16 protein-coding genes and 1 pseudogene are annotated in these 20,740 nt (G+C 62.5%); 5 read left to right on the top strand and 12 right to left on the bottom strand.

All coding sequences use genetic code 11. The annotated features are described in order from the left end of the window. The first annotated feature begins 12 nt into the window (after positions 1 to 12). From IFO71_RS00940 to IFO71_RS00925, 4 genes are read left to right on the top strand one after another with little or no spacing between them, the layout of a single operon-like run. Entirely contained in the window at positions 13 to 711 is a 699-nt protein-coding gene (locus IFO71_RS00940) for a YIP1 family protein (RefSeq protein ID WP_192027637.1), read from the top strand. Then, a complete protein-coding gene (locus tag IFO71_RS00935; RefSeq protein WP_192027636.1) occupies positions 708 to 1,964 on the top strand; it encodes an efflux RND transporter periplasmic adaptor subunit in 1,257 nt (418 codons plus the stop codon). Before IFO71_RS00940 ends, IFO71_RS00935 begins: the two co-directional genes overlap by 4 nt. Further along, on the top strand, positions 1,961 to 2,659 hold the full coding sequence (locus IFO71_RS00930; protein WP_332309281.1) for an ABC transporter ATP-binding protein: 699 nt from the start codon (positions 1,961 to 1,963) through the stop codon (positions 2,657 to 2,659). Before IFO71_RS00935 ends, IFO71_RS00930 begins: the two co-directional genes overlap by 4 nt. Further along, positions 2,656 to 3,885: an ABC transporter permease gene (locus IFO71_RS00925; protein ID WP_192027635.1), complete on the top strand. Its 1,230-nt coding sequence runs from the start codon at positions 2,656 to 2,658 to the stop codon at positions 3,883 to 3,885. Before IFO71_RS00930 ends, IFO71_RS00925 begins: the two co-directional genes overlap by 4 nt. A gap of 265 nt (positions 3,886 to 4,150) precedes the next feature. On the opposite strand, the gene IFO71_RS00920 is transcribed toward IFO71_RS00925, so the two are convergent. After that, positions 4,151 to 4,417, bottom strand: a complete 267-nt coding sequence (locus IFO71_RS00920) for a DksA/TraR family C4-type zinc finger protein (RefSeq protein WP_192027634.1) — start codon at positions 4,415 to 4,417, stop codon at positions 4,151 to 4,153. Positions 4,418 to 4,533: 116 nt separating this feature from the next. On the opposite strand from IFO71_RS00920, the gene IFO71_RS00915 reads away from it, so the two are divergent. Further along, positions 4,534 to 5,421 carry a PhzF family phenazine biosynthesis protein gene (locus tag IFO71_RS00915; protein WP_192027633.1) on the top strand — a complete coding sequence of 296 codons (888 nt, stop codon included), beginning with the start codon at positions 4,534 to 4,536 and terminating at the stop codon, positions 5,419 to 5,421. A 39-nt stretch (positions 5,422 to 5,460) separates the two neighbouring features. On the opposite strand, the gene IFO71_RS00910 is transcribed toward IFO71_RS00915, so the two are convergent. The 11 genes and pseudogenes from IFO71_RS00910 to IFO71_RS00860 form a co-directional block, all read right to left on the bottom strand. Continuing rightward, positions 5,461 to 5,958, bottom strand: coding sequence for a porin family protein (locus tag IFO71_RS00910; RefSeq protein WP_192027632.1), 498 nt, complete (start codon positions 5,956 to 5,958; stop codon positions 5,461 to 5,463). Between the two features lie 106 nt (positions 5,959 to 6,064). Beyond that, positions 6,065 to 6,994 (bottom strand): diguanylate cyclase, encoded by a 930-nt coding sequence (locus IFO71_RS00905; RefSeq protein ID WP_192027631.1) that lies wholly within the window; start codon positions 6,992 to 6,994, stop codon positions 6,065 to 6,067. A 5-nt stretch (positions 6,995 to 6,999) separates the two neighbouring features. Next, positions 7,000 to 7,404, bottom strand: a complete 405-nt coding sequence (locus tag IFO71_RS00900) for a response regulator (RefSeq protein ID WP_192027630.1) — start codon at positions 7,402 to 7,404, stop codon at positions 7,000 to 7,002. Continuing rightward, a complete protein-coding gene (locus IFO71_RS00895) occupies positions 7,401 to 10,883 on the bottom strand; it encodes an ATP-binding protein (protein ID WP_192027629.1) in 3,483 nt (1,160 codons plus the stop codon). The genes IFO71_RS00900 and IFO71_RS00895 overlap by 4 nt, the downstream gene beginning before the upstream one ends. After that, entirely contained in the window at positions 10,880 to 11,716 is an 837-nt protein-coding gene (locus IFO71_RS00890; protein WP_225444273.1) for an HD-GYP domain-containing protein, read from the bottom strand. Before IFO71_RS00890 ends, IFO71_RS00895 begins: the two co-directional genes overlap by 4 nt. A gap of 87 nt (positions 11,717 to 11,803) precedes the next feature. Further along, a pseudogene (locus IFO71_RS22590) lies at positions 11,804 to 12,082 on the bottom strand (DUF3391 domain-containing protein); the annotation flags it as partial. A 108-nt stretch (positions 12,083 to 12,190) separates the two neighbouring features. Further along, a complete protein-coding gene (locus tag IFO71_RS00885; protein WP_192027627.1) occupies positions 12,191 to 12,913 on the bottom strand; it encodes an Hpt domain-containing protein in 723 nt (240 codons plus the stop codon). A 234-nt stretch (positions 12,914 to 13,147) separates the two neighbouring features. Beyond that, complete coding sequence (locus tag IFO71_RS00880) at positions 13,148 to 13,567, bottom strand: nuclear transport factor 2 family protein (protein ID WP_192027626.1); 420 nt, start codon at positions 13,565 to 13,567, stop codon at positions 13,148 to 13,150. A gap of 1,291 nt (positions 13,568 to 14,858) precedes the next feature. Next, positions 14,859 to 17,294, bottom strand: coding sequence for a heavy metal translocating P-type ATPase (locus IFO71_RS00870; RefSeq protein WP_192027625.1), 2,436 nt, complete (start codon positions 17,292 to 17,294; stop codon positions 14,859 to 14,861). Next, a complete protein-coding gene (locus tag IFO71_RS00865; RefSeq protein WP_192027624.1) occupies positions 17,291 to 17,707 on the bottom strand; it encodes a MerR family transcriptional regulator in 417 nt (138 codons plus the stop codon). Before IFO71_RS00865 ends, IFO71_RS00870 begins: the two co-directional genes overlap by 4 nt. A 261-nt stretch (positions 17,708 to 17,968) precedes the next feature. Then, on the bottom strand, positions 17,969 to 20,380 hold the full coding sequence (locus IFO71_RS00860; RefSeq protein WP_192027623.1) for an ABC transporter permease: 2,412 nt from the start codon (positions 20,378 to 20,380) through the stop codon (positions 17,969 to 17,971). Positions 20,381 to 20,740: the final 360 nt, after the last annotated feature.

The raw sequence follows: 20,740 nt of genomic DNA, 5'->3' as shown, positions 1-20,740 counted from the left end.
GGGAGTGACTTCATGTCTGCAATCAAGACCTTGGGCCAGATGTTTACCGAGCCCGGCAAGGCGTTCGAAGCGGTGCAAGAGCGCTCGATGATCGCCTTGCCGCTGATCCTCACCATCGTCGGTACCCTGGCCTTGTGGGCCTGGTATTACCAGGTGGTCGACGTCAATTGGCTGATCGATCAGATGGTGGCGGCGCAGCCCGATATGGAACCAGCGCAGGCAGAAAGCATGCGCAAGATGATGAACCCGACCATGCTGACCGTCTTCACCGCCGTCGGCGTGGTGATCATGATGCCTCTGATTCTGCTGATCTCGGCCACTTACTACACCCTGTCGGCCAAGGTGATCGGCAGCGAAATCGGCTTCGGAAAGTGGTTTGCGCTGTCCACCTGGAGCATGGTGCCGGCCCTTCTGCTGATCCCCGCCGGTGCCATCAAGATTCTGATGACCAGCAATGGTCAGTTGACCCAGGAACAGCTCAATCCACTGTCACTTAACCAGCTGTTCTTCCATTTGCCCGCCTCTGATGCCTGGGCCGGCCTCTTGTCCAGTATCCATCTGCCGATGTTCTGGAGCCTGTTCCTGGCTTTCGTCGGCTACAAGCTGTGGACCAGGAAGAGCAGCGCGACCGCCTGGACCGTGGTCCTGCTGCCCTATGTGCTGATCTACGGCATCTGGGCCCTGGTCGCCATGTCCAAGGGTGGCGCATGAACAAGCGTTGGCTCGGGATCGCCGCGGTGGCGGCGGTCCTACTGCTGCCGGTGCTGATCAGTACCGGATCCGGCGACAGCAGCAAGTCGGTCGAGGTGGCCGAGGTGAGCGCCCGCGAAGTGAAGGCATCGATTCTGGCCTCGGGCAATTTGGTGTTCCGCCAGCAATCGCAGCTGTCGCCCGAAGTGATCGGCAAGGTGCGCGCAGTGTTGGTGGAAGAAGGTGACCGTGTCGATGAGGGGCAGGTGGTACTGCAGCTCGATCAGCAGGTATTCGAAGCGGAAGTGGCGCAGTACGAGGCGGCGGTGCGCCAGCAGCAAATCAATATCGAGCGGCAGCGCCTGAACGTGGCCAACAGTAAGCGCCAGTGGCAGCGCATTGAGGAGCTGCACAAGCGCAAGCTGGTCGATGACAACCAGTCAGACACCGCGCGTCACACCTATGAGCTGGCCGAGGTCGAACTGCGTGCCAGTCGTGAGTCGCTGCGACAGGCCGAAGCCGCCCTGCGTCAGGCGCGTGAACGTCTGGCTAAGACGGAGATCCGCTCGCCAATCACCGGCACGGTGATGGCGGTGGATATCAAGGTCGGCGAGACGGCGGTTTCAAGTGCCACTGGCATTGCCGGATCTTCGCTGATGACGGTCGCCGACCCGGATAGTCTGATGACCGAGGTCAATGTCGACGAAGCCGATATCGCGCGCATTTCGGTTGGCCAGCCGGTGGCGGTATTTGCTGCCGCATTTCCCGATACGCCATTGCAGGGTGAGGTGGAGAGCATCCCGCTTTCGCCGCGCACAGCGGCGCTCGGCGGACAGGTCTCACTGGCACGCAACTATGCGGTCAAGGTGCGGCTCAAGGATCCGTCCGCGCTGGCCCTGCGTCCCGGCATGACTTGCCGCGCGGAAATCTATACCGCCAATGCCGACAATGTACTGGCAGTGCCGGTGCAAAGCGTATTCAGCACCAATCAGGCCAATGCCGACAAGAAAGGCGACAGCGACGAGCCGATCGAGGAAGAGCACTTCGTATTCGTCGAGAAGGACGGCAAGGCGGAACGCCGTGTGGTGAAGGTGGGGCTGTCGGACGATAGCTACCAGGAGGTCACCGAGGGCCTGAGTGCCCGCGAACGGGTGGTGATCGGCCCCTACAAGGTGCTGCGTCACCTCAAGGATGGTGAGGCCTTGCAGGCCAAGCTGGTCTCATCCGATGAACAGTCCGAGGAGTCTGAGGTCGAGCAAGAGGCGGAATCGTGAGTGAAGTCCTGCTCAAGCTTGAGGACATCACCAAACGCTATGTGATGGGCGGTGAGACCATTCACGCTCTGCACGGGGTCAGCCTGGATATTGTCCGCAACGAAAGCATTGCCTTCATCGGCGCTTCCGGCTCTGGCAAGTCGACCATGATGAATATTCTCGGCTGTCTCGATCGCCCGACCTCAGGTCGCTACTGGCTGAATGGTCGCGATGTGGCCAGCATGGACGAGAACGAACTGGCCGATATCCGCAATCGCGAGATCGGCTTTGTGTTCCAGAGTTTCAACCTGCTGCCGCGCGCCAGCGCCCTGCACAATGTGATGCACCCGCTGATTTATCGTGGTGTTAAGCCGGCTCTGCGCAAGAAGATGGCCGAGCAAAGCCTGGAGCGGGTCGGCTTGCAGGGCCGCATGCATCATCTGCCGAACCAGCTGTCCGGCGGCCAGCGCCAGCGTGTGGCGATTGCCCGTGCCCTGGTCGGCACGCCGTCGATTCTGCTGGCCGACGAGCCGACCGGCAACCTCGATTCCTCCACCAGTGCCGACATCATGGCCCTGTTCGATGAGCTGCATAAGGAGGGCCAGACCCTGATCCTGGTCACCCACGAGCCGGACATCGCTGAGCACTGCGATCGGGTGGTGCGGCTGGCCGACGGCAAGGTGATCAGTGATACCCGCAAGGAGGTCATGGCATGACCATGTTGCTGGAAAGTCTGCGCTCGGCGCTGGCCAGTATTCGCGCCCATGGCTTGCGCAGCTTTCTGACCACGCTCGGCATCATCATCGGCGTCGCCTCGGTGATTGCCGTGGTGTCCCTGGTGCAGGGCCTGGAGCATTCGATCACCAGTCAGTTCGAAGGACTGGGCGGAAACAGCCTGACCGTGCGTTCGGACACCTCGTTCAAGGAGGCGATGCAAGGCAAGCGCAACCACTTGACCCTGCTCGACCTCGATCGCATCACCCACTACATCGACGATATCGAAGATGTCACCCCGCTGTTCGTAGTGAATATCGGCGGCGATCGAATGCTGCGTTATCAGGGCCAGAGTGCCTTTACCCAGGTGGTGGCGACCCGTTCCAGCTGGCAGGACAGTCGCCAGATCTACGCCGGTATAGGCCGTTTCGTGACCAACAATGACGAGCGCTCGCGGCGACGTGTTGTTGTGATCGGCGAAACCGTGCGTGAAAACCTCAAGCTACCGGAAGACCCGATTGGCGAATTCATCGAAATGGGCGGCGAGTGGTTCAAGGTAGTCGGCGTCACTGAGGAGCGCGGCGAGATGTTCGGCTTCAGTCAGGACGATTTCGTGGTGATTCCGTTCTCCACCGGCATGGCAATGGTGGATGATCCACTGCGGCAGGATATCCAGATCAGTTTCAATGTGCGCAATATCGACGACATCGAACCGATCAAGGATCGCGTCACCGCCCTGCTGCGCCAACTGCACAAGTTGAAGCCTGGCGAGCGCAATGATTTCAAGGTACAGACCGCCAGTCAGCTGACCGAATCCTTCGAGGCAGTGATTGGCACGGTGACCGTTGTCTTGGGCGGCATCGTCAGCGTGTCCCTGCTGGTCGGCGGCATCGGCATCATGAACATCATGCTGGTCTCGGTGACCGAGCGCACGCGCGAAATCGGCATCAGCAAGGCACTCGGCGCCAAGCGGCACCACATCCTGCTGCAATTCCTGATCGAGGCCACCGTGCTGTCCTTGCTGGGTGGCATTGTCGGCATCCTGATCGGCTACGGCATCGGCTTCGGCGCGGCCAAACTCTTGCCCGGATTCCCCGATGCCTTCGTGCCCTGGTGGGCGGTAGCCCTGGCCTTTGGATTCTCGACCCTGGTCGGCATCGTGTTCGGCCTGATGCCCGCCGCCAAGGCCGCCAAGCTCGATCCCATCGAGGCCTTGCGCTACGAGTAGGGCGGGCCCTTGGCCCGCCATCGCCCACCGAAACGCCATGTGGTGAGGAATTGAAACCGTGGCGATGCGATGCTGATGCTGGCAGACCGGCGCCGGCGGTGCGCCGAGGCGCACCCCATGAGGGCCCAGCTTGCTGCATCGATGGGTGTCGAGCGTGCGTAGGGTCGTGACCCTCCATCACCCGGCCAAACCACACTGCAACGAATGTGGTGCAGAATCGAAACCGTGGCGAGGGGATGCGCACGACGGCGGGTCAAGTCCCGCCTTACCTCAACTGGCTATCCTTGCTGCCACGGCGGTTGTAGCCGCTTTGCGCGCTGTGTTCGCGATCGAGCTCGGATTGGCAGGTCACACAAAGGCGCACGCCGGGCAGGGCTTTGCGCCGGGCGTCGGGGATAGGCGCATCGCACTCGGCGCAGTGGCTCAGGCCAGGGCCGCAGGGCAGTTGGCTGCGCGCGCGCTGGATCGCGTCTTTCACCGTCGCGTCTATCTGATCTTGAACGGCGCCGTCGCCGGCCCATCCGGTGGCCATGCTGATCTCCTCATCGGGGGCGGTCTTCCATTCTACGCCGCGCGCTGTCTAGCGTGGATGCTTGCCAGCCCGTGCGGGCATCTGCACCATGGGTCGTCGCGAGCTGGAGTGTCGTCATGATCAGGGTGCCGTTCAAACAGGTGGATGTGTTCACCGATCAGCCGTTCCGCGGCAACCCGGTGGCGGTGATCCTGGCCGCCGATGCCTTGAGCCGCGAGCAGATGCAGCACATCGCGCGTTGGACCAATCTGTCGGAAACGACCTTTGTCCTGCAGCCACGAACGCCCGAGGCCTCCTACCGGCTGCGCATATTCACGCCGATGTCCGAGCTGCCGTTTGCCGGTCATCCCAGTGTCGGCACGGCCCACGCGCTGCTCGAGAGCGGCTTGTTGTCGTCGGGCAGTGGCGAGTTGGTGCAGGAATGCGAGGCCGGCCTGTTGCCGGTGCGGGTCCTGGGCAGCAAGGATCAGCGCACCATCGCGCTGCGCTCGCCTGCGGCGCAGCGGCGGCAGGTCGATGATCAGGGCCTGCTGACGGCGGCCCTGGCCGATTGGCCGATCGGCGACCTGGCGCCGGTGCTGTATGACAACGGACCGCATTGGTGGTTGGTGGAACTACGTGATGAGGAGGCAGTGCGCTCACTGCGGCCTGATCTACAGGCAGTGGCGGCGCTGTGTCGGACAACCGGCGCGGTGGGTCTGGCGGTGTTTGCCGCGGCCAATGCCGGGCAGGACTACCAGCGGGTGGTGCGCGCATTCTGTCCGGCCGATGGCATTCCGGAAGATCCGGTGACCGGCAGCGCCAATGCCTCGATGGGCGCCTACCTGCGCGATGTCGGTCAGCTCAAGCGTGGCGATCGCTACGTCGCCAGCCAGGGCCGAGAGCTGCAGCGCGACGGACGGGTCGAGGTCAGTATCGAGGCTGATGGGGTGTGGATCGGTGGCCAGGCGGTTACCGTGGTTGACGGCACCCTGAGCGCTGGCCTTGGCAAGCAGGCGCGCTGAGCCGACGGCACAGCGGCGCTCGATTCACGGTCCGTCGTCTCAGAAATACAGTTCCAGCATCAGCATCGTCTCGCCGCGGTTGCGACCATGCAGGCTGCCGTTAGAGATGTGCTGCAGCATCGCGCCGATGTGTTCGCCGCGCAGGCCGGCGGTGCTGACGAACTGCAGTACGCCGCTGATGGCAGAGGTGCGCGAGGTGGCGATGGCGGGACTGAAACCAAGCACCCAGATGCCACGTCGCCAGCGTAGACCGGCCGCTGCAGCGAACACATCGTCATCCAGTTCCGGATCGTCAGAGTTGCGCTGACGCAGGGAGTAAAGACCCAGGTCCAGGCTGAAGTCACCGCCGGCCCAGTGGTAGCCAGGTAGCGAACGCTCCAGCCCGACGCTGACCGACAGGCTGCGGTCGCCTTCCAGGGCCCGGGTGGTGCCGGCGCCAAATCGACCCTGCCACTGCGGCACTTCCTGCGCCACCAAGGGAGATCCCAAAAGCGCCAGCGCACTGGCCAACAGGCATCGAAACAGTGGGGTTTTCATTCGGGGAACGCATTCTCTACTACCGTGAGGGGGGCATTCTCGACGGACTCGGGTGCGGCTGCAACTCGGTCTTGGCAACACTGCGTTTGATCGGCGGTGAGGAAGGCTACAGCCGCTCGGCACACACGCGGTTGCGCCCAGCTCGCTTGGCCTGATAGAGGGCCCGATCGGCTGTCTCCAGCAGCGTCTGCACCGAGTTCATCGGGCTGGCCAGGGCTGCGGCCAAGCCGATGCTAATGGTGATGCGTGCTGCCGCGGCCGAATGCGCGTGTTCGATGGCCAGGTCATGCACGTTCTGCTGCATCCGTTCGGCGATCTGCACGGCGCCGTCCTGGTCGGTTTCGGCCAGGATGGCGGCGAATTCCTCGCCGCCGTAGCGAGCGACGAAATCACCGGGGCGTCGGGTTCCCTGGGTCAGGGCCTGAGCCACGGCGATCAGGCACTCGTCACCGGCCCGATGGCCGTAGTGATCATTGAAGCTCTTGAAGTGATCGATATCGATCATCAGGGCCGACAGCGGCGTGCGTCCACGCAGACTGCGGCGCCACTCGCGCGCGCAGATGTCATCCAGGGCGCGGCGGTTGGGAATCATGGTCAGGCCATCGAGCATGACCAGCTTTTCCAATAGATCGCCGCGGCGCTTCAGGCGCATATGAGTGCGCACCCGCGCCTTCACCACGGTGCTGTTGAATGGCTTGCTGATGTAGTCGACGGCGCCCAGATCAAAACCCATTGCTTCATCAGCCACCTCGCTCTTGGCGCTGATGAAGATGATCGGCACATCGCGGGTGCGCTCATCCGCCTTCAGGCGTCGGCAGACCTCGTGGCCATCGATGCCGGGCATCATGATGTCGAGCAGGATCAGGTCGGGGCGCGCACTCAGGGCGCACTTCAGCGCCTGCTCGCCGTCAATCGCCACCATGATCTTGTACTCCTGCTTGAGCAGGGCGTTAAGCAGGTTCAGATTGAACGGTTCGTCGTCGACGATCAGCAGCTTCTGCTTTTCTTCGGTGATGGGCGGCAGGGAGCTGGTCATGGGCTTCACAGCGAAGGCCCCGATGATGAGCTGGGCTTGCCGACATGCATGCGCACCGTTTCCAGCACCACATCGGTGCGAAAGGGCTTGTGCAGGAAGTCGACGGCCCCGAGCTGTAGCCCACGTTCGGCATCGGAAGGTTCGTCCAGACTGCTGAGAAACACCACCGGAATATGACGCGTGGCCTCATGCTCCTTCAGTGCAGCGCACACCTTATAGCCATCGAGGTCGGGCATCATGACATCGAGCAAGACCAGATCCGGTTTGAATTCCATGGCGATCTTCAGCCCCTGCCTGCCGCTATGTGCCACCATCAGCTTGAACTCGGGATACAGCGCCGAGCGAATCAAGCCGATATTGAAATTGTTGTCATCGACGATCAGCACGCGCGGCTTGTCAACCTCGCTCATGAAGCGGTCTCCAGGGCCTGCCTGAGTTGTTGCAGGGTAGCGCCGGCGGCTTCAAAGTCATAGGCCGCCAGCTGCCGGGCCAATAGATCGGCCGATGCTGTCGCCGCGTGGTCGCCGCACTGCCGGCATAGCTCGGCGGCGATGGTCTCGGCTTCAGGGTCGAATTCGGCCACACGCTGGCCGATGGCTTCGATCATTTCCAGCAGGGCGGCGTGGTCTAGCGATTTGCCGGCCGGGGCCGGCGCGCTGGCCGACTCGGCGAGCGCGTCGCGCAGGCCACAGATCAACGGGTCGAGGGCTGTCTCCAGCGCCTTGAGCAGGGCGCCGCACTGCGGCTGCGCTTGCTGCCGCAGCGCCTGGTCGAGCTGCTTGGCGGCGAGATGCAGGGGCTCGGCAGCAAGCGAACCGGCAATGCCCTTGAGGGTGTGGGCCAAGCGCTGCGCCAAGGCATGATCGCCACTGTCCAGCGCCTGGCGGATGCGTTTCTCATCCTCCCCATGATCACGCAGGAAAATCTGCAGCAAGGAGCGCAACAGGCTGGCATTGCCGCCGGTGTTGGACAGTGCCCGCTCGAGATCGATACCCGGCAGTTGTGCCGGCAATGCCATGCCGGAGACAGCGGGCTCAACTGAACAAGCTGTTGCGATCGTGTCGCCGGGCTCGATCGCGGGCTGTTGCGGCATCCAATGAGCCAAGGTGCGGAACAGTTGATCGGGGTCGATCGGCTTGGGCAGGTGATCATTCATGCCGGCGGCAAGACAGGCCTGGCGATCGGAGGCCATGGCATTGGCGGTCATGGCGATCACCGGCAGATCCTTGAAGTGCGCCTGCTCACGAATACGCCGGGTGGCTTCGAAGCCATCCATTTCCGGCATCTGCAGATCCATCAACACCCAATCGAACGCTTGAGAGGCGAGGGTATCCAATGCCTCGCGACCATTACTGGCCAGGCTGACCTGCAATCCTGCCTTGGCCAGCCATTCGCGAGCAATCTGCTGATTGATCAGATTGTCTTCGACCAGTAGCACGTGCCGACCGCGCAAGCAGGCTTCGACATCAAAGCTGAGCGCGCCTACCGGCCTTGCTTCACCCGCCTCGAGGCGCTCACCGGTCACCAAGCCAAAGCGCGCGCTGAAGCGAAAGCAGGTGCCGCTGCCAAGTTCGCTGTCGACCTCGATCTGGCCTCCCATCAACTCGACCAGATTCTTGCTGATCGCCAGTCCCAGCCCGGTGCCGCCGTACTTACGGGTGGTCGAGGCATCGGCTTGCGAGAACGGCTGGAACAGACGCTGGCGGTGGGCTTCGCTCATACCGATGCCCGAATCCTTGACCGAGAACTCCAGCGTTACGCCCTGATCCTGGGCATCGACCTGCCTGACACCGATCCGAACCTCACCCCGTTCGGTGAACTTGATTGCATTGCCGACCAGATTGAGCAGGACCTGGCCCAGGCGCAGCGGGTCGCCAAGCAGACGCGGTCGATCATCATTGCGCTCGATAACCAGCTGCAGACCCTTCTCCTGCACCCGGGTTGAGACCAGATTGCGCAGGTTGTCGAACACCGCGTCGAGAGAGAAGGGAATCGCCTCCAGCTCAAGTTTGCCGGCCTCGACCTTGGAGATGTCCAGGATGTCGTTGATGATGCCGAGCAGAGAACTGCCGGCATGAAACACTTTTTCTACGTAGTCGCGCTGCTGCGCATTGAGGTCGGTTCCCAGGCACAGGCGCGACAGGCCGATAATGGCATTCATCGGCGTGCGAATCTCATGCGACATATTGGCCAGGAACTCTGATTTCACCCGGCTGGCCTTCTCTAACTCGACGTTGCGCTGCTGCAAGGTTTCATCGAGCAGGCGCTGCTGAGCTTCGGCCTGCTTGCGTTCCATCACCATGTTGACCTGGTTGGCAACGAACTGCAGCAGGGCTTCATCGCGATCGGTGTAACGCATTCCTGGCGCATAGCTGGAAACGCCCACCACGCCGATACATTGCTGATTGGACATCAGCGGCACGCCGAGCCAGGCACTCGGCCAGGTCTGCGGCCGTTCGCTCAAGTCAGCGTCAAACAGCGACTTGAGCGCGTGCTCGGTAAACAGCTGGGGATTACCGGCGCAGTACACGCTGGCCGCCAGGGCGCGGGTAAGTTCGGATGGCGCTTCGCCCTGTTGCTGTTCATCGACCACATAGGGATAGCTGAACTGTGCGCTGGCGCTGCGATCACCTTCGGCCAGCGCGACAAACAGATTCTGCGCCGGAATCTGCTCGTTGACGATCATGTGAAGCCGCTGACACAAATCGTTTATGTCGCTGGCCGAGTGGGCCGCTTCGGAAATGGTGTGCTGGACGTGCTGCATGCGTTCGGCCTGCTTGCGCGTCGAGATATCCTGCATCGACAGCAGGCTTAACTGACCGTTGCGCAGAGAGAGCAGGTTGGCGCTGTACTGCACCGGGAACAGGCTGCCGTCACGACGGCGCATCACCGCTTCAAAGTTACGTACCTCGCCCTCGGCCTGCAGCTGGTAGATGTACAGGTCGCGTTCGTCGCTATCGGCCCAGACATCGAGTTCGGTGGCCGGCCAGTCTGGTACGTGGTAGCGGTCGACCCGATAGGCGCGGCGGCAGGCCTCATTCATGTCGATGATCTTGCCGTCGGGAAAGCTGACCAGACAAATCATCATCGGACTATTGTTGAAGACGTTGCGAAAGCGTTCCTCGCTCTCGCGAATCTTGGCTTCATCGAGCCGCCGCCGAGTGACGTCGTGGAAACTGTAGACCCGCCCGCTGACCCGCCCTTGCACGATCAGCGGGGTCATCTGGCATTCGAAATGCCGCCCGTCGAGCAGGTCGAGATTGCAGGGATGCGTCGTTGCTTGATCGTCAATGTCGTCGAGATCCAGCAAGCTGCGATTGGCATCGGGTAACTGTGCGCGCATGAAGTCGAGCACATCCTTGTCGACCCCGGCGTTGAGCAGGGCCGGGGGAATCTGCCACATCTCGGCCAGCCGATGGTTGATATTGCTGATGCCGCCATCGGTACGGGTGACCAGGATGCCATCGGCGGTGGCTTCCAGGGTGGCGGACAGCAGCGAGGTGGTGCGCAACAAGGCCTGTTCCGCACTGTGCGCCTGATCTGCCGCCTGGAAGGCGACCAGGATCAGGGGTCGATCATCGACAACAATCGGCTTGCTGCGCTTGCTGATGGCGATGACTTCGCCATCGCAGCACTGGTAGTAGCCGTCCTGCGAGTCAGTTTCGTTGTACTCGCCGGCCTTGACCTGATCCCAGTAGAACACTGCCTGGATCGATGATTCGATCTCATTGATCTCCTTGTTAAGCAGCGAGTCCTTCTGATAGCGCAGAATCTTCGCGGCCAGCTGATTGCAGGCAAGGATGCGCAGGCTGCCCGGGTCGATGATCAGGGCAGCATCGGGTAACTGATCGAATACCGCGCCGAGCCACAGCGCCGATGCGTCGCTCATTGCGTCGCCTCGGTGCGCTGCGGGTCAAAGAAGTAGGTGACATGCTGGCGCGGGCATAGATACTGAAACACTTCGCGCGGCAGCAGTGATATCTTCACCGCGCGCACGATCTTCAGCTCCGGCGTTTGACGCAGATCCAGCATCGGCGCCGATTCGGGTGGCACCGATGGGTCGTAGATCAGCAAGGTGGGTTTCAGTGAGGATTGCTGATTGACTGCCAGCACCATGCCGATTCGTTCATTGGACAGCGCCACGATGCTGCCCGGCGGATACACCCCCAGACAACGAATGAACAGCCGCAGCAGGGTGTCATCGAGCTGATTGCGCTTGAAGGCAAACATCTGCGACAGCGCTTCCGACGGCGACACCGCGGCGCCGGCCAGCGTGGTGTTGCACAGGTCGTCGTAGTGATTGACGATCGCCACGATGCGCACCAGCTTGGAGATCTGCTCACCCTTCAATCCCTCTGGATAACCACTGCCATCAAGCATTTCATGATGGTGCTGCAGAATATCCATGGCGGCCGCGGGCAGCTCCATGATCTGTCCCAGTCTGAGGCCCTCCTGACAATGGCTCTCGAACAGGCGCTGCTCAGCACGATTCATCGGGGTGCTGCGATTGAGCAGCTGGCTGGGCAGCAGGGTTTGTCCGGCATCATGGAACACCGCGCCCATGCCAAGAGCCTGCAGTTCCTCAACTGATAGTTCCAGTGCTCTGCCGAGTGTGAGGCAGAGCACGGCGACGTTCAGTGAGTGGAAGTATGTCTGCTCGCTGAGACGCTCCTGCAAGGCGTGGACCTTTACGTCGTTGCTCTGCAGAAGCTGCTCGATCATGCCATTGACCATCGCGCTGGCTTCCTGCTGCGCCTGCTTGGGATTGAACTCCAGGTGACGATTGATGCTTCGCAGGCTCTCGGCCGCGAGCTTGAACTGCTGCCTGACGGCCTCGAACTCGCGCTGCAACGGATCAAGTTCGGCGACACCGTCATCGCTTCCCGGGTCTGCCGGATGCTCAATTGGGGGCAGGTCGCATGCCGCTTCGGCTGCAGCGACGACTTCCTCCTCGGCGGGCGGATCGAGCGGGGCTACGCTGCTGCGCGCCGGGTCATACTGAATGCGCTGCAGCCCCAGTTGCCGCAGGGTGGCGATCTGGTCGTCGGTCTTGATCTTGAAGCTGCTGAAGGTGAATGGATGATCCATCCAACCCAGGTCCAGGCATACGAACAGGCCGATGCAGAGCTGCGCCGGGTCGATTGACGGTAGTGTGCTCTGGCTCACCGCCGTTCTCGCGCCGGGCTCGAAGTCGGCTCAAGCACCGGGTTTCTCCAGTTTCTGCTGCAGCTGATTGAGGCTGTGCTCGGCGGCGACATAGTCAAAGCCCTGCAATTCGGCGAGCAACTGCCGAGCTTCGCTTGTAAACCCCTGGCCGCTCAGGCTCGTGCTGAGTCGTTCAAAGTGTTCCGCGGCGTCGGGGTCGAAACGCTGCAACAGCTCACGTACGCCGGTCAGGGCGTGCAGCAACTCGTGGCGATTCTTGGCAACCGGGCGGGTGGCGCTGTCGCTGGCCGATTCGGTTTCCGCGGCAGCCGCGGCCAACTCGGCGAACGCCGTGGCGCAGGCGCTATCCAGCGCATCCAACAACTGCAGCGACGCCTCGATATCCCAGGGCTGCAAGGCGCCTTCAAGCTGTTTGGCGGCATCTGAAATGGCGCGAAAGCCGATCGTGCCGGCGGTGCCCTTGAGGCTGTGTGCCAGGCTGCGCGCCGTCGCCAGATCGCCATCGGCGAGCGCGTCACGCAGCTGTTGAGGCGTCTGTTGATGACGCGAGTAGAAACTCAGCAGCAGGCGTCGCGCCAGCTGCGGGTCGCTGCCCAGGGCCGCCATGGTGCGTTCGAACTCGAAGCGGAATTCGAAGCCGGTGCTGTCTTCACCTGAGCTTGACCAATCGGAAGTGGCGCGTGAATTCTCAATCGCGCGCGGAGCCATATCCGGCGAGTTGAGTTTGAGATCAGCGCCGACATCGTTCGTCATCGCGGCTCCCGGAAGCACCACAATCGCTTCCTCCGCTGAGCTTACTCGGGGCGGAGCGGGGAAACCAGCGACCTGGGAGCGTTTTTCTACCGGTCTGGCACTATTTTCGACCGTCCCTGTGGCATTCCTGCCCGGGTTCAGATCGAGTCCGATGGGGGGCGTTCTAGCCGCTGGCTGGAAGGCACATAACAGATGATTTCACCCAGGCGTTGTCCCTGCTCGTCCGGCAACGGCTCAGAAGCGTTCGCGCAGTCGCAGGTTTGATTGCATCGGCAACAAATGCAGATGGGTGTCGGTGTATTGGCGGAACCCAATGACCTTGCCTTCCTGCAGTCGCCAGACATGGGCGAACGGCGCCTTGAACGGCTTGCGCGTGCGCTTGTAGGTGCCGCTGTACTCGCCCAGCACCACCACGGTCTGCTCCTGGCTGATGAACTCGGCCGGCGCGGCCGTGAACCCTTGCCACTCGCTGTCCAGCTTGGCGAATACGTTGTCCAGCACCGCCTGTGGCCCAATGAAGGTGCCGCCGTAGGGCCCGCCTTCGGCCTCGGTCCATTCGACCGCGGGATCGAGTGCTGCCAGCACGGCCGCGATATCGGCCTGGGCGAAGGCATCGTAAAGCTGTCGAATCGTTACGTCGGGTGGATTCATCATTCAGCGCTCTTGTTGATTCGGCAACTTGACGCTTGAACATACTGTTCAACTTCACGTCCTTCGCGTCCGGTACCGTTCGACAGGCTCACGGCAGGCATGCCCGTACGCGCGGGCGCTTCACAGCGACAACGTCGCTGCGAGCGAGCGGTCCATCCATGGACCGCTTTATTGAATCGGCAGATTGAAACATCAATTGGCCGATTCGATAGCAGGTGGCTGAAGAACTCTTGGCCGGAGTTCTAACAGCGCCAGTGCTGGCAGGCAAGCCGCGTCAGCTCCTCTGGCTCAGCCTGCAAGGGCGAGGCCATGGGCTGATGGCCCATGATCGCGTGTCGGGCACGATGTGTGAAGCGCTGAAGGGGTGTCAGGCGGCCCGCCGCCAGCGCTGCCGGTCGCCCATGCACCGACTTCAGGCTGCCTTGCGAAGGCCGATCTGCGGAAAGTCGATCGGTACGTCGAAGGCAACATTGAGGTGGTTAGTGAACAGATTCAGCGCCACATGGGCGAGGATCTCGACCATTTCGCTGTCATTGAAGCCGGTCTGGTGCAGCTATGGAATCGCCTTGACGCACCCTGAGCTTGTCGAAGGGTGCCTCACCGAAGCGAGCCCGGAAGGTGCCCACGCCAGCATTGAGGTTGCAATGCTGGGTCGGCTGGCTTCGACAAGCTCAGCCAGCGTGGCGGATGGAATCGCCTTGACGCACCCTGAGCCCGTCGAAGGGTGGCTCACCGAAGCGAGCCCTGAAGGTGCCCACGCGAGCATTGAGGGTGCAATCCTGGGTCGGCTGGCTTCGACAAGCTCAGCCAGCGTGGCGGCGACCCGAAGCGGTCGTCAACGTTCGTTTGCAACCACACCCACGGCATATTCGCACCCGAAGCGGATGGCTTGCCCTGTTCGCATTGAGAGACAGCCCGAAGGGCGGATGAGAGTCCGAGGGCGGTAGCGATGGAATCGCCTTGACGCACCCTGAGCTTGTCGAAGGGTGCCTCACCGAAGCGAGCCCTGAAGGTGCCCACGCGAGCATTGAGGGTGCAATCCTGGGTCGGCTGGCTTCGACAAGCTCAGCCAGCGTGGCGGCGACTCGAAGCGGTCCCCTTCTCCCCGTGGGTGAGGGGCCGGGGTTGAGTGCCGTCGACGTTCGTTTGCGACCGAGCCCACGGCGTATTCATACCTCATCCGCCCTTCGGGCAGGGAGAAGGGAACAGCCCTGACGGTCAGCTCCTGGCCGAATCCGGTCCTTGTTCGGAACTTCATGGGGCGAGTCGCAAAGGGACCTGGTAGCGACTGTGCTCAACCCTGCGCAACCATTGCCCACCGCAGCCTTAGTGCATTGCCGACCACCGATACCGAGGACAGGCTCATCGCCAGCGCGGCCAGCATCGGCGACAGCAGCAGGCCAAACGCGGGATACAGCAGGCCGGCCGCTATCGGTACACCGAGGCCGTTGTAGACGAGGGCAAACCCGAGGTTCTGCCACATATTGCGCACGGTGGCCTGCGACAGGCTGCGGGCGCGGACGATGCCGTTGAGATCGCCCTTGACCAGGGTGACCTGGGCCGAGGACATCGCCACATCGGTGCCGGTGCCCATGGCGATGCCGACATCGGCGGCGGCCAGGGCGGGGGCGTCGTTGATGCCATCGCCGGCCATCGCCACCCGGCAGCCTTCCTTCTTCAGCTTAGCCACAAGATCCGCCTTGTCGGCGGGTTTAACCTCGCCATGCACCTCGCCGATGCCGAGCTTGTTGGCCACCGATTTCGCGGTGATCTCGCCATCGCCGCTGGCCATCACCAGACGAATGCCGGCAGCGCGCAGCTGGCGAAGCGCCTCGGGCGTGCTTTGCTTGATCGGATCGGCCACGGCGATCAGTCCGGCCAGCTTGCCGTCCAGTGCCAGGTACACCACGCTGGCACCTTCACGACGCAGTGCATCGGCGTCCTCCTGCAGCTCGCTGATGTCGATCGCTTCGTCCTCCATAAGGGCACGGTTGCCGAGCGCCAGCGCCTTGCCACTGAGCTTGCCGCGCACGCCAATGCCGGTCGATGACTCGAAGTCATCCGCCCTGTCCAGCTGCAGCTCGCGACGTTCGGCTTCGGCGACGATGGCGGCGGCCAGTGGGTGTTCGCTGCCGCGATCGAGACTGGCGGCCAGACGCAATACCTCGTCCTCGGCGAATCCGTCGGCGGCGATCAGCGAATCGAAGGCCGGCTTGCCCTCGGTCAGCGTGCCGGTCTTGTCGACGATCAAGGTATCGACTTTGCGCAGATGTTCGATCGCTTCGGCATCGCGAAACAACACACCGAGTTCCGCGCCCTTGCCGGTAGCGACCATGATCGACATCGGCGTGGCGAGACCGAGTGCACAGGGGCAGGCAATGATCAGCACCGACACGGCATTGACGATGGCATAGGTCCAGGAAGGTTCCGGCCCAAACAGGCCCCAGCCGAGCAGAGTCAGCAGGGAGACCGTCATTACCGCCAGAACGAATACGCCGCTCACTTTGTCGGCCAGGCGTTGCATGGGCGCGCGCGAACGCTGTGCCTGCGCCACCAGTTGCACAATCTGAGCGAGCAGGGTGTCGCCGCCGACCTTGTCGGCGCGCATGATCAGGCTGCCATTGCCATTCATGGTGGCACCGATCAGCCGGTCACCTTCCTGTTTGGCCAGCGGCACCGGCTCGCCGGTCAGCATCGACTCATCGACATGCGAGCGCCCGTCGAGCACTTCTCCATCGACCGGTATCTTCTCGCCCGGCCGCACACGCAGGCGATCGCCGAGATGCACATGGCTCAGCTCGATGTCTTCTTCGCTGCCATCATCTTTGATTCGTCGTGCCGTCTTTGGCGACAGCCCGAGCAGGGTCTTGATTGCCGCGGAGGTGCTGGCGCGCGCCTTGAGTTCCAGCAGCTGGCCGAGCAGGGTCAGGGTAATGATGATCACCGAGGCTTCGTAATACACCCCAACGCGACCATGCTCATGGAACGAGGCCGGGAACCAGTCCGGCGCCAGGGTGGCGGCAAGGCTGTAGACGAAGGCGGCACCGACGCCGGTGCCGATCAAGGTCCACATGTTGGGACTTAGCCCGCGAATTGACTGCCACCAGCGCTGGAAGAATGGCCAGCCAGCCCAGGCCACCACCGGCAGCGACAGTGCCAGCTCCAGCCAGGTTCGGGTGCCGGCATCGGTAATCGCCAACGAATGACCAAACATCGCCAGTACGAACACCGCTGCCGAGAACGGCAAACTGACCCAGAAACGGCGGCGAAAATCGGTCAGCTCCGGATTCTCCTCTTCGTCCAGGCTTGGCATCATCGGTTCAAGCGCCATGCCGCATTTTGGGCAGGTGCCCGGGCCGTCCTGAACGACTTCCGGATGCATCGGGCAGGTGTACTGGGTATCCGGTGGAACATCTTGCTCAGATGCCTCTGGCTCCCGCTGTGGTTTGAGGTACTGCTCCGGATCGGCCTTGAATTTGTGCAGGCAGTGCGCCGAGCAGAAGCGGTAGGTCTCGCCCTGGTGCTGGTACTGGTGCGGACCATCCGCCGCCACGCGCATCCCGCAGACCGGGTCGGTGAACGCTTTCGTTGTGTTCGCATCGCCCTGGGAATGCGCGTGCTTGGAGTCCTCCGCTTTCCCCTGGCAGCAGGATGACTTGGCGGGCGCCGACGCGTTGCGCTGCCGCTCGCTGTGGCCATGTCCATCGCTGTGGTGGTTCTGCGTGTTCATCGGGAACTCCTTGCCTTGGCCGGCTGGCCAAGCGCGTTGAGGATCGGGCAGGCGGCCACCTCGCCGTGCCCGGGGCAGGCGTCGACCAGTGCTTTCAGTCCGTGCCTTATGCGCCGCAGATCGCTGATCCGGGCCTCGATGTCGGCCAGCTTTTCGGCTGCCGCGCTCTTGATGCCGGCCACCGAGCGGCGCTCGCTCAGGCTCAGCAGCTCAGCGATCTCATCGAGGGAGAAGCCCAGCTCCTTGGCGCGGCGAATGAAGCCGAGCCGCTGCAGCTCGGCTTCGCCATAGCGGCGATAGCCCGAGGCCGCACGGCCGGCAGGCTGCAGCAGACCGCTGCGTTCGTAGAAGCGCACGGTGTCGATGCCGACACCGGCCTGTTTGGCCAAGTGGCCGATGGTGAATCCAGTCATTGCCGCCTCTTCTGCGCCGGACTGAGTCCACTATCAACCCTGGACCATGGTCCAGAGTCAAGGGTTATCCATGCCAGCGCCTGAACACCAATTTGCAGGTCAAACCCGGTTTGCGCTCTTCGGTCTTCGGACTGCAAGGTCACGCGACGACGGGCAGCGGCGTCTGAGAAAGACGAGCGGATTGCAGATGCGCGAGAAGGAGCCAAGCGAAGCACCGGCGGCGCTGTCGCTGCTGCTGAATAGTCGCTCAGTCTGAATCGCTCAATCGCCCCGGATCGATTCCAGCGGGGATTGCCGTAGCACGCGTCGGGCAGGAATGAGCACCGCCAGCGCCGCGATCGATCCCAATGCCAACAGAGCCAGAGCATAGGCCCATAGATCTTCTGCACTGCGGTGCTGCACCAGGCTGCTCAGCGTATGGCTTAACGTCCAGGCGCCCAGCCCACCCAGCACCGAGCCCCAGGCAATCAGTCGGCCTCCGCCTTGCATCAGCATTCGTTGCAAGACGGCTGGTGTCGCGCCGAGGGCGAGCCGAAGTCCGAGTTCACGTCGGCGACTGGCAAAGTTGAACGCCATGACGGCATACACGCCCAAGGCGGCCAACAACAAGGCGGACGTAGCAAAGCCGAGCAGCAGCAGCGTGCGTAGCCGCGGTGCGGCTACCGCGACGTCGAGCCGATCCTGCAGCGAAACGATGGTCGCCGCAGGCATTTCGGCATCGAGCGTGCGCAGCAGCTCGCGCAGCTCGGACGGCACATTGCTGGCTTCGCCGCGAGTGCGCACCCACAGACTCATGCTGGGCCAGGGCAGCTGGTTGTAGGGAATGAACATCACTCCCGACGCGGGCTGGCCGAGGTTGACGTCTTCAAAGTCGCCGACCACGCCAATCACGTTCAGCGGATCGCCGTCGATGCCGCCCCAATACAGGCGCTGACCCACGGCCGACTGGCCGGGCCAGAGCTTTTCTGCCGCCGTTGCACTGAGCACCACGTTGCGCGGTCCGTTCCAGGGGTCTTCTGCGCTAAAGGTTCGTCCCTGCATCAGCGGCAGGCCGGCCGCGGCGAAGAACCCCGGCGTCGCCGCTCGCCAGCGCAGCTGCATGTATCCGGCACTGCCGGTTTCCGCGGCGCGTTCTACAGGCGTGACATCGTTGACCATGTCGTTGCCACTGAATGGCCGGACTGCACTGGCACCGCTGGCGACCACACCTGGAATTGCATCGAGACGCTCGGTGAGGCGATGAAAGAACACCACCTTCTGCCAGGGCTCGGCATAGTTTTGCTCACCCAGCTGCAGATCCAGCGTGAGCAGGTGCTCGGGATCGAAGCCAAGGTCGCTGGCTTTCAGCTCCAGAAAACTGCGCCCGAGGATGCCGGCACCAACCAGTAGCAGGGCGGAGATGGCGATCTGCCCGACCACCAACAGGTCGCGTAATTTTCCCTGGCCGCGTGGCATACCGCTGCGACCCTCGAGCTGCAAGCTGACCGCAGCCTCGGTGCGCGCCGCATGCCAGGCTGGCGCCAATCCAAACAACAATGCGGTGATCAAGGCTGTGCCAGCAGCAAACAGCAGCACATTGGCATCGACGCTCAGCGTTTCAAGACGCGGTATGCCGCTTGGCGCGTGGTGCTTGAGCAGATCAATGGCGACGCCAGCGAGCACGGCGCCCAATAGCGCGCCGAGGCCCGAAAGCAGCAACACCTCGACCATCCATTGGCAGAGGATGCGTCTGCGGCTTGCGCCGAGTGCGCTGCGAATACCGATTTCGGCGCGACTGGCGTGACTGCGGATGAACCAGAGGTTGGCCAGATTGAGGCAGGCAATGCCCAACAGCAGGGCCACCGCCGCAAACAGCACGAGTATGCCCTGCCGGTATTCCGGGCTCACCAACCAGTCATGCAGCGGTTTCAGGCTCACGCTCCAGCCGGCCACTGACGGAAATTGGCGACCGATGTCGGCACTGATCGATGCCAGCTCTTGCTGCGCCTGATCGATGTCGCTGCCCACCGATAGCCGGCCGATCAGGGACAGCCAATGATCGCCGCGATCGCTGTTTGGATCGGCCGCCAGCGGTAGCCAGAAGCTGACCTCGAACCAGCGAAACTCGGCAGGCATCACGCCGATCACCCGGTAGGGTGTGCCGTCAAGATCAATGTCGCGTCCGAGTATCTGTGCGTCGCCGTTGAAACGTTGCTGCCAGAGCTGATGGCTCAACACCACGACCTTGGCCGCAGCGCCCGGTTGATCCTCCTCGGCAACGAAGGCGCGGCCAAGCACGGGCTGCGCACCCAGCAAGTCGAAATAGCCATCGCTGACGGCCAGTCCCTCTGCTGGTATCGGTTCTCCGCCGGAACGCAAGCTGAAACTGCTTTGCTTCAGTGCAACTATCAGTTCAAGGGAGCGGCTGCGTTGGCGAAAGTCGAGATAGTTCGGCTCGGATGCCGAAAACATCATGCCGTCGGGCGTGCGCTCCTGCACCCGCACCAGGCGCTCGGCATCGGGATAGGGCAGTGGCGCCAGCACGGTGGCGTTCAACAGGCTGTAGATCGCCGTGGTGGCGCCGATTCCGAGACTGAGCGTGAGCAGAGCGACCAGGGCGAAGCCCGGACGCGCGGCAAACTGGCGCAGGGCGTCGCGGATGTCCTGGTTCAACCACTCGAAGAACGCGCTCATAGTCCAGCAACCCTTGTCTTGCGGCGACGCCGCTGCTGAAGCATTTAAGCAAACGTCGTGCCAGTCTTGTTTGGCTTGAATATTCAAAGACTTAACTATGGGGTCTGGCCGATGCGATGTTCACGTCCGTACGCCTGTTCGAAAGCGGTCGCTGAAACCAGGGTCGGCCGACCTCAGGTTTGGACTGGTGAAGTATCTGCTGAATCGCCTGGCGGAGGAGGGCGCGGCTTAGTAGCCCGGATATTTCAGAATGCAGTCCGTGGATGGGTTGCTCGCGAGCGGCGCTCCGGGCGGTGAGGCACCGGCGAACAGGGGCCTGCACGGGTTCGCTGGATCGACGTTGGACAGGATGCTCAACCT

Origin of the sequence: Pseudomarimonas arenosa (genome assembly GCF_014841215.1) — a bacterium.
Classification (GTDB): domain Bacteria; phylum Pseudomonadota; class Gammaproteobacteria; order Xanthomonadales; family Xanthomonadaceae; genus Pseudomarimonas; species Pseudomarimonas arenosa.
Note: the sequence above shows the minus strand (reverse complement) of the source record. Positions and strands in the feature narration are given on the sequence as shown.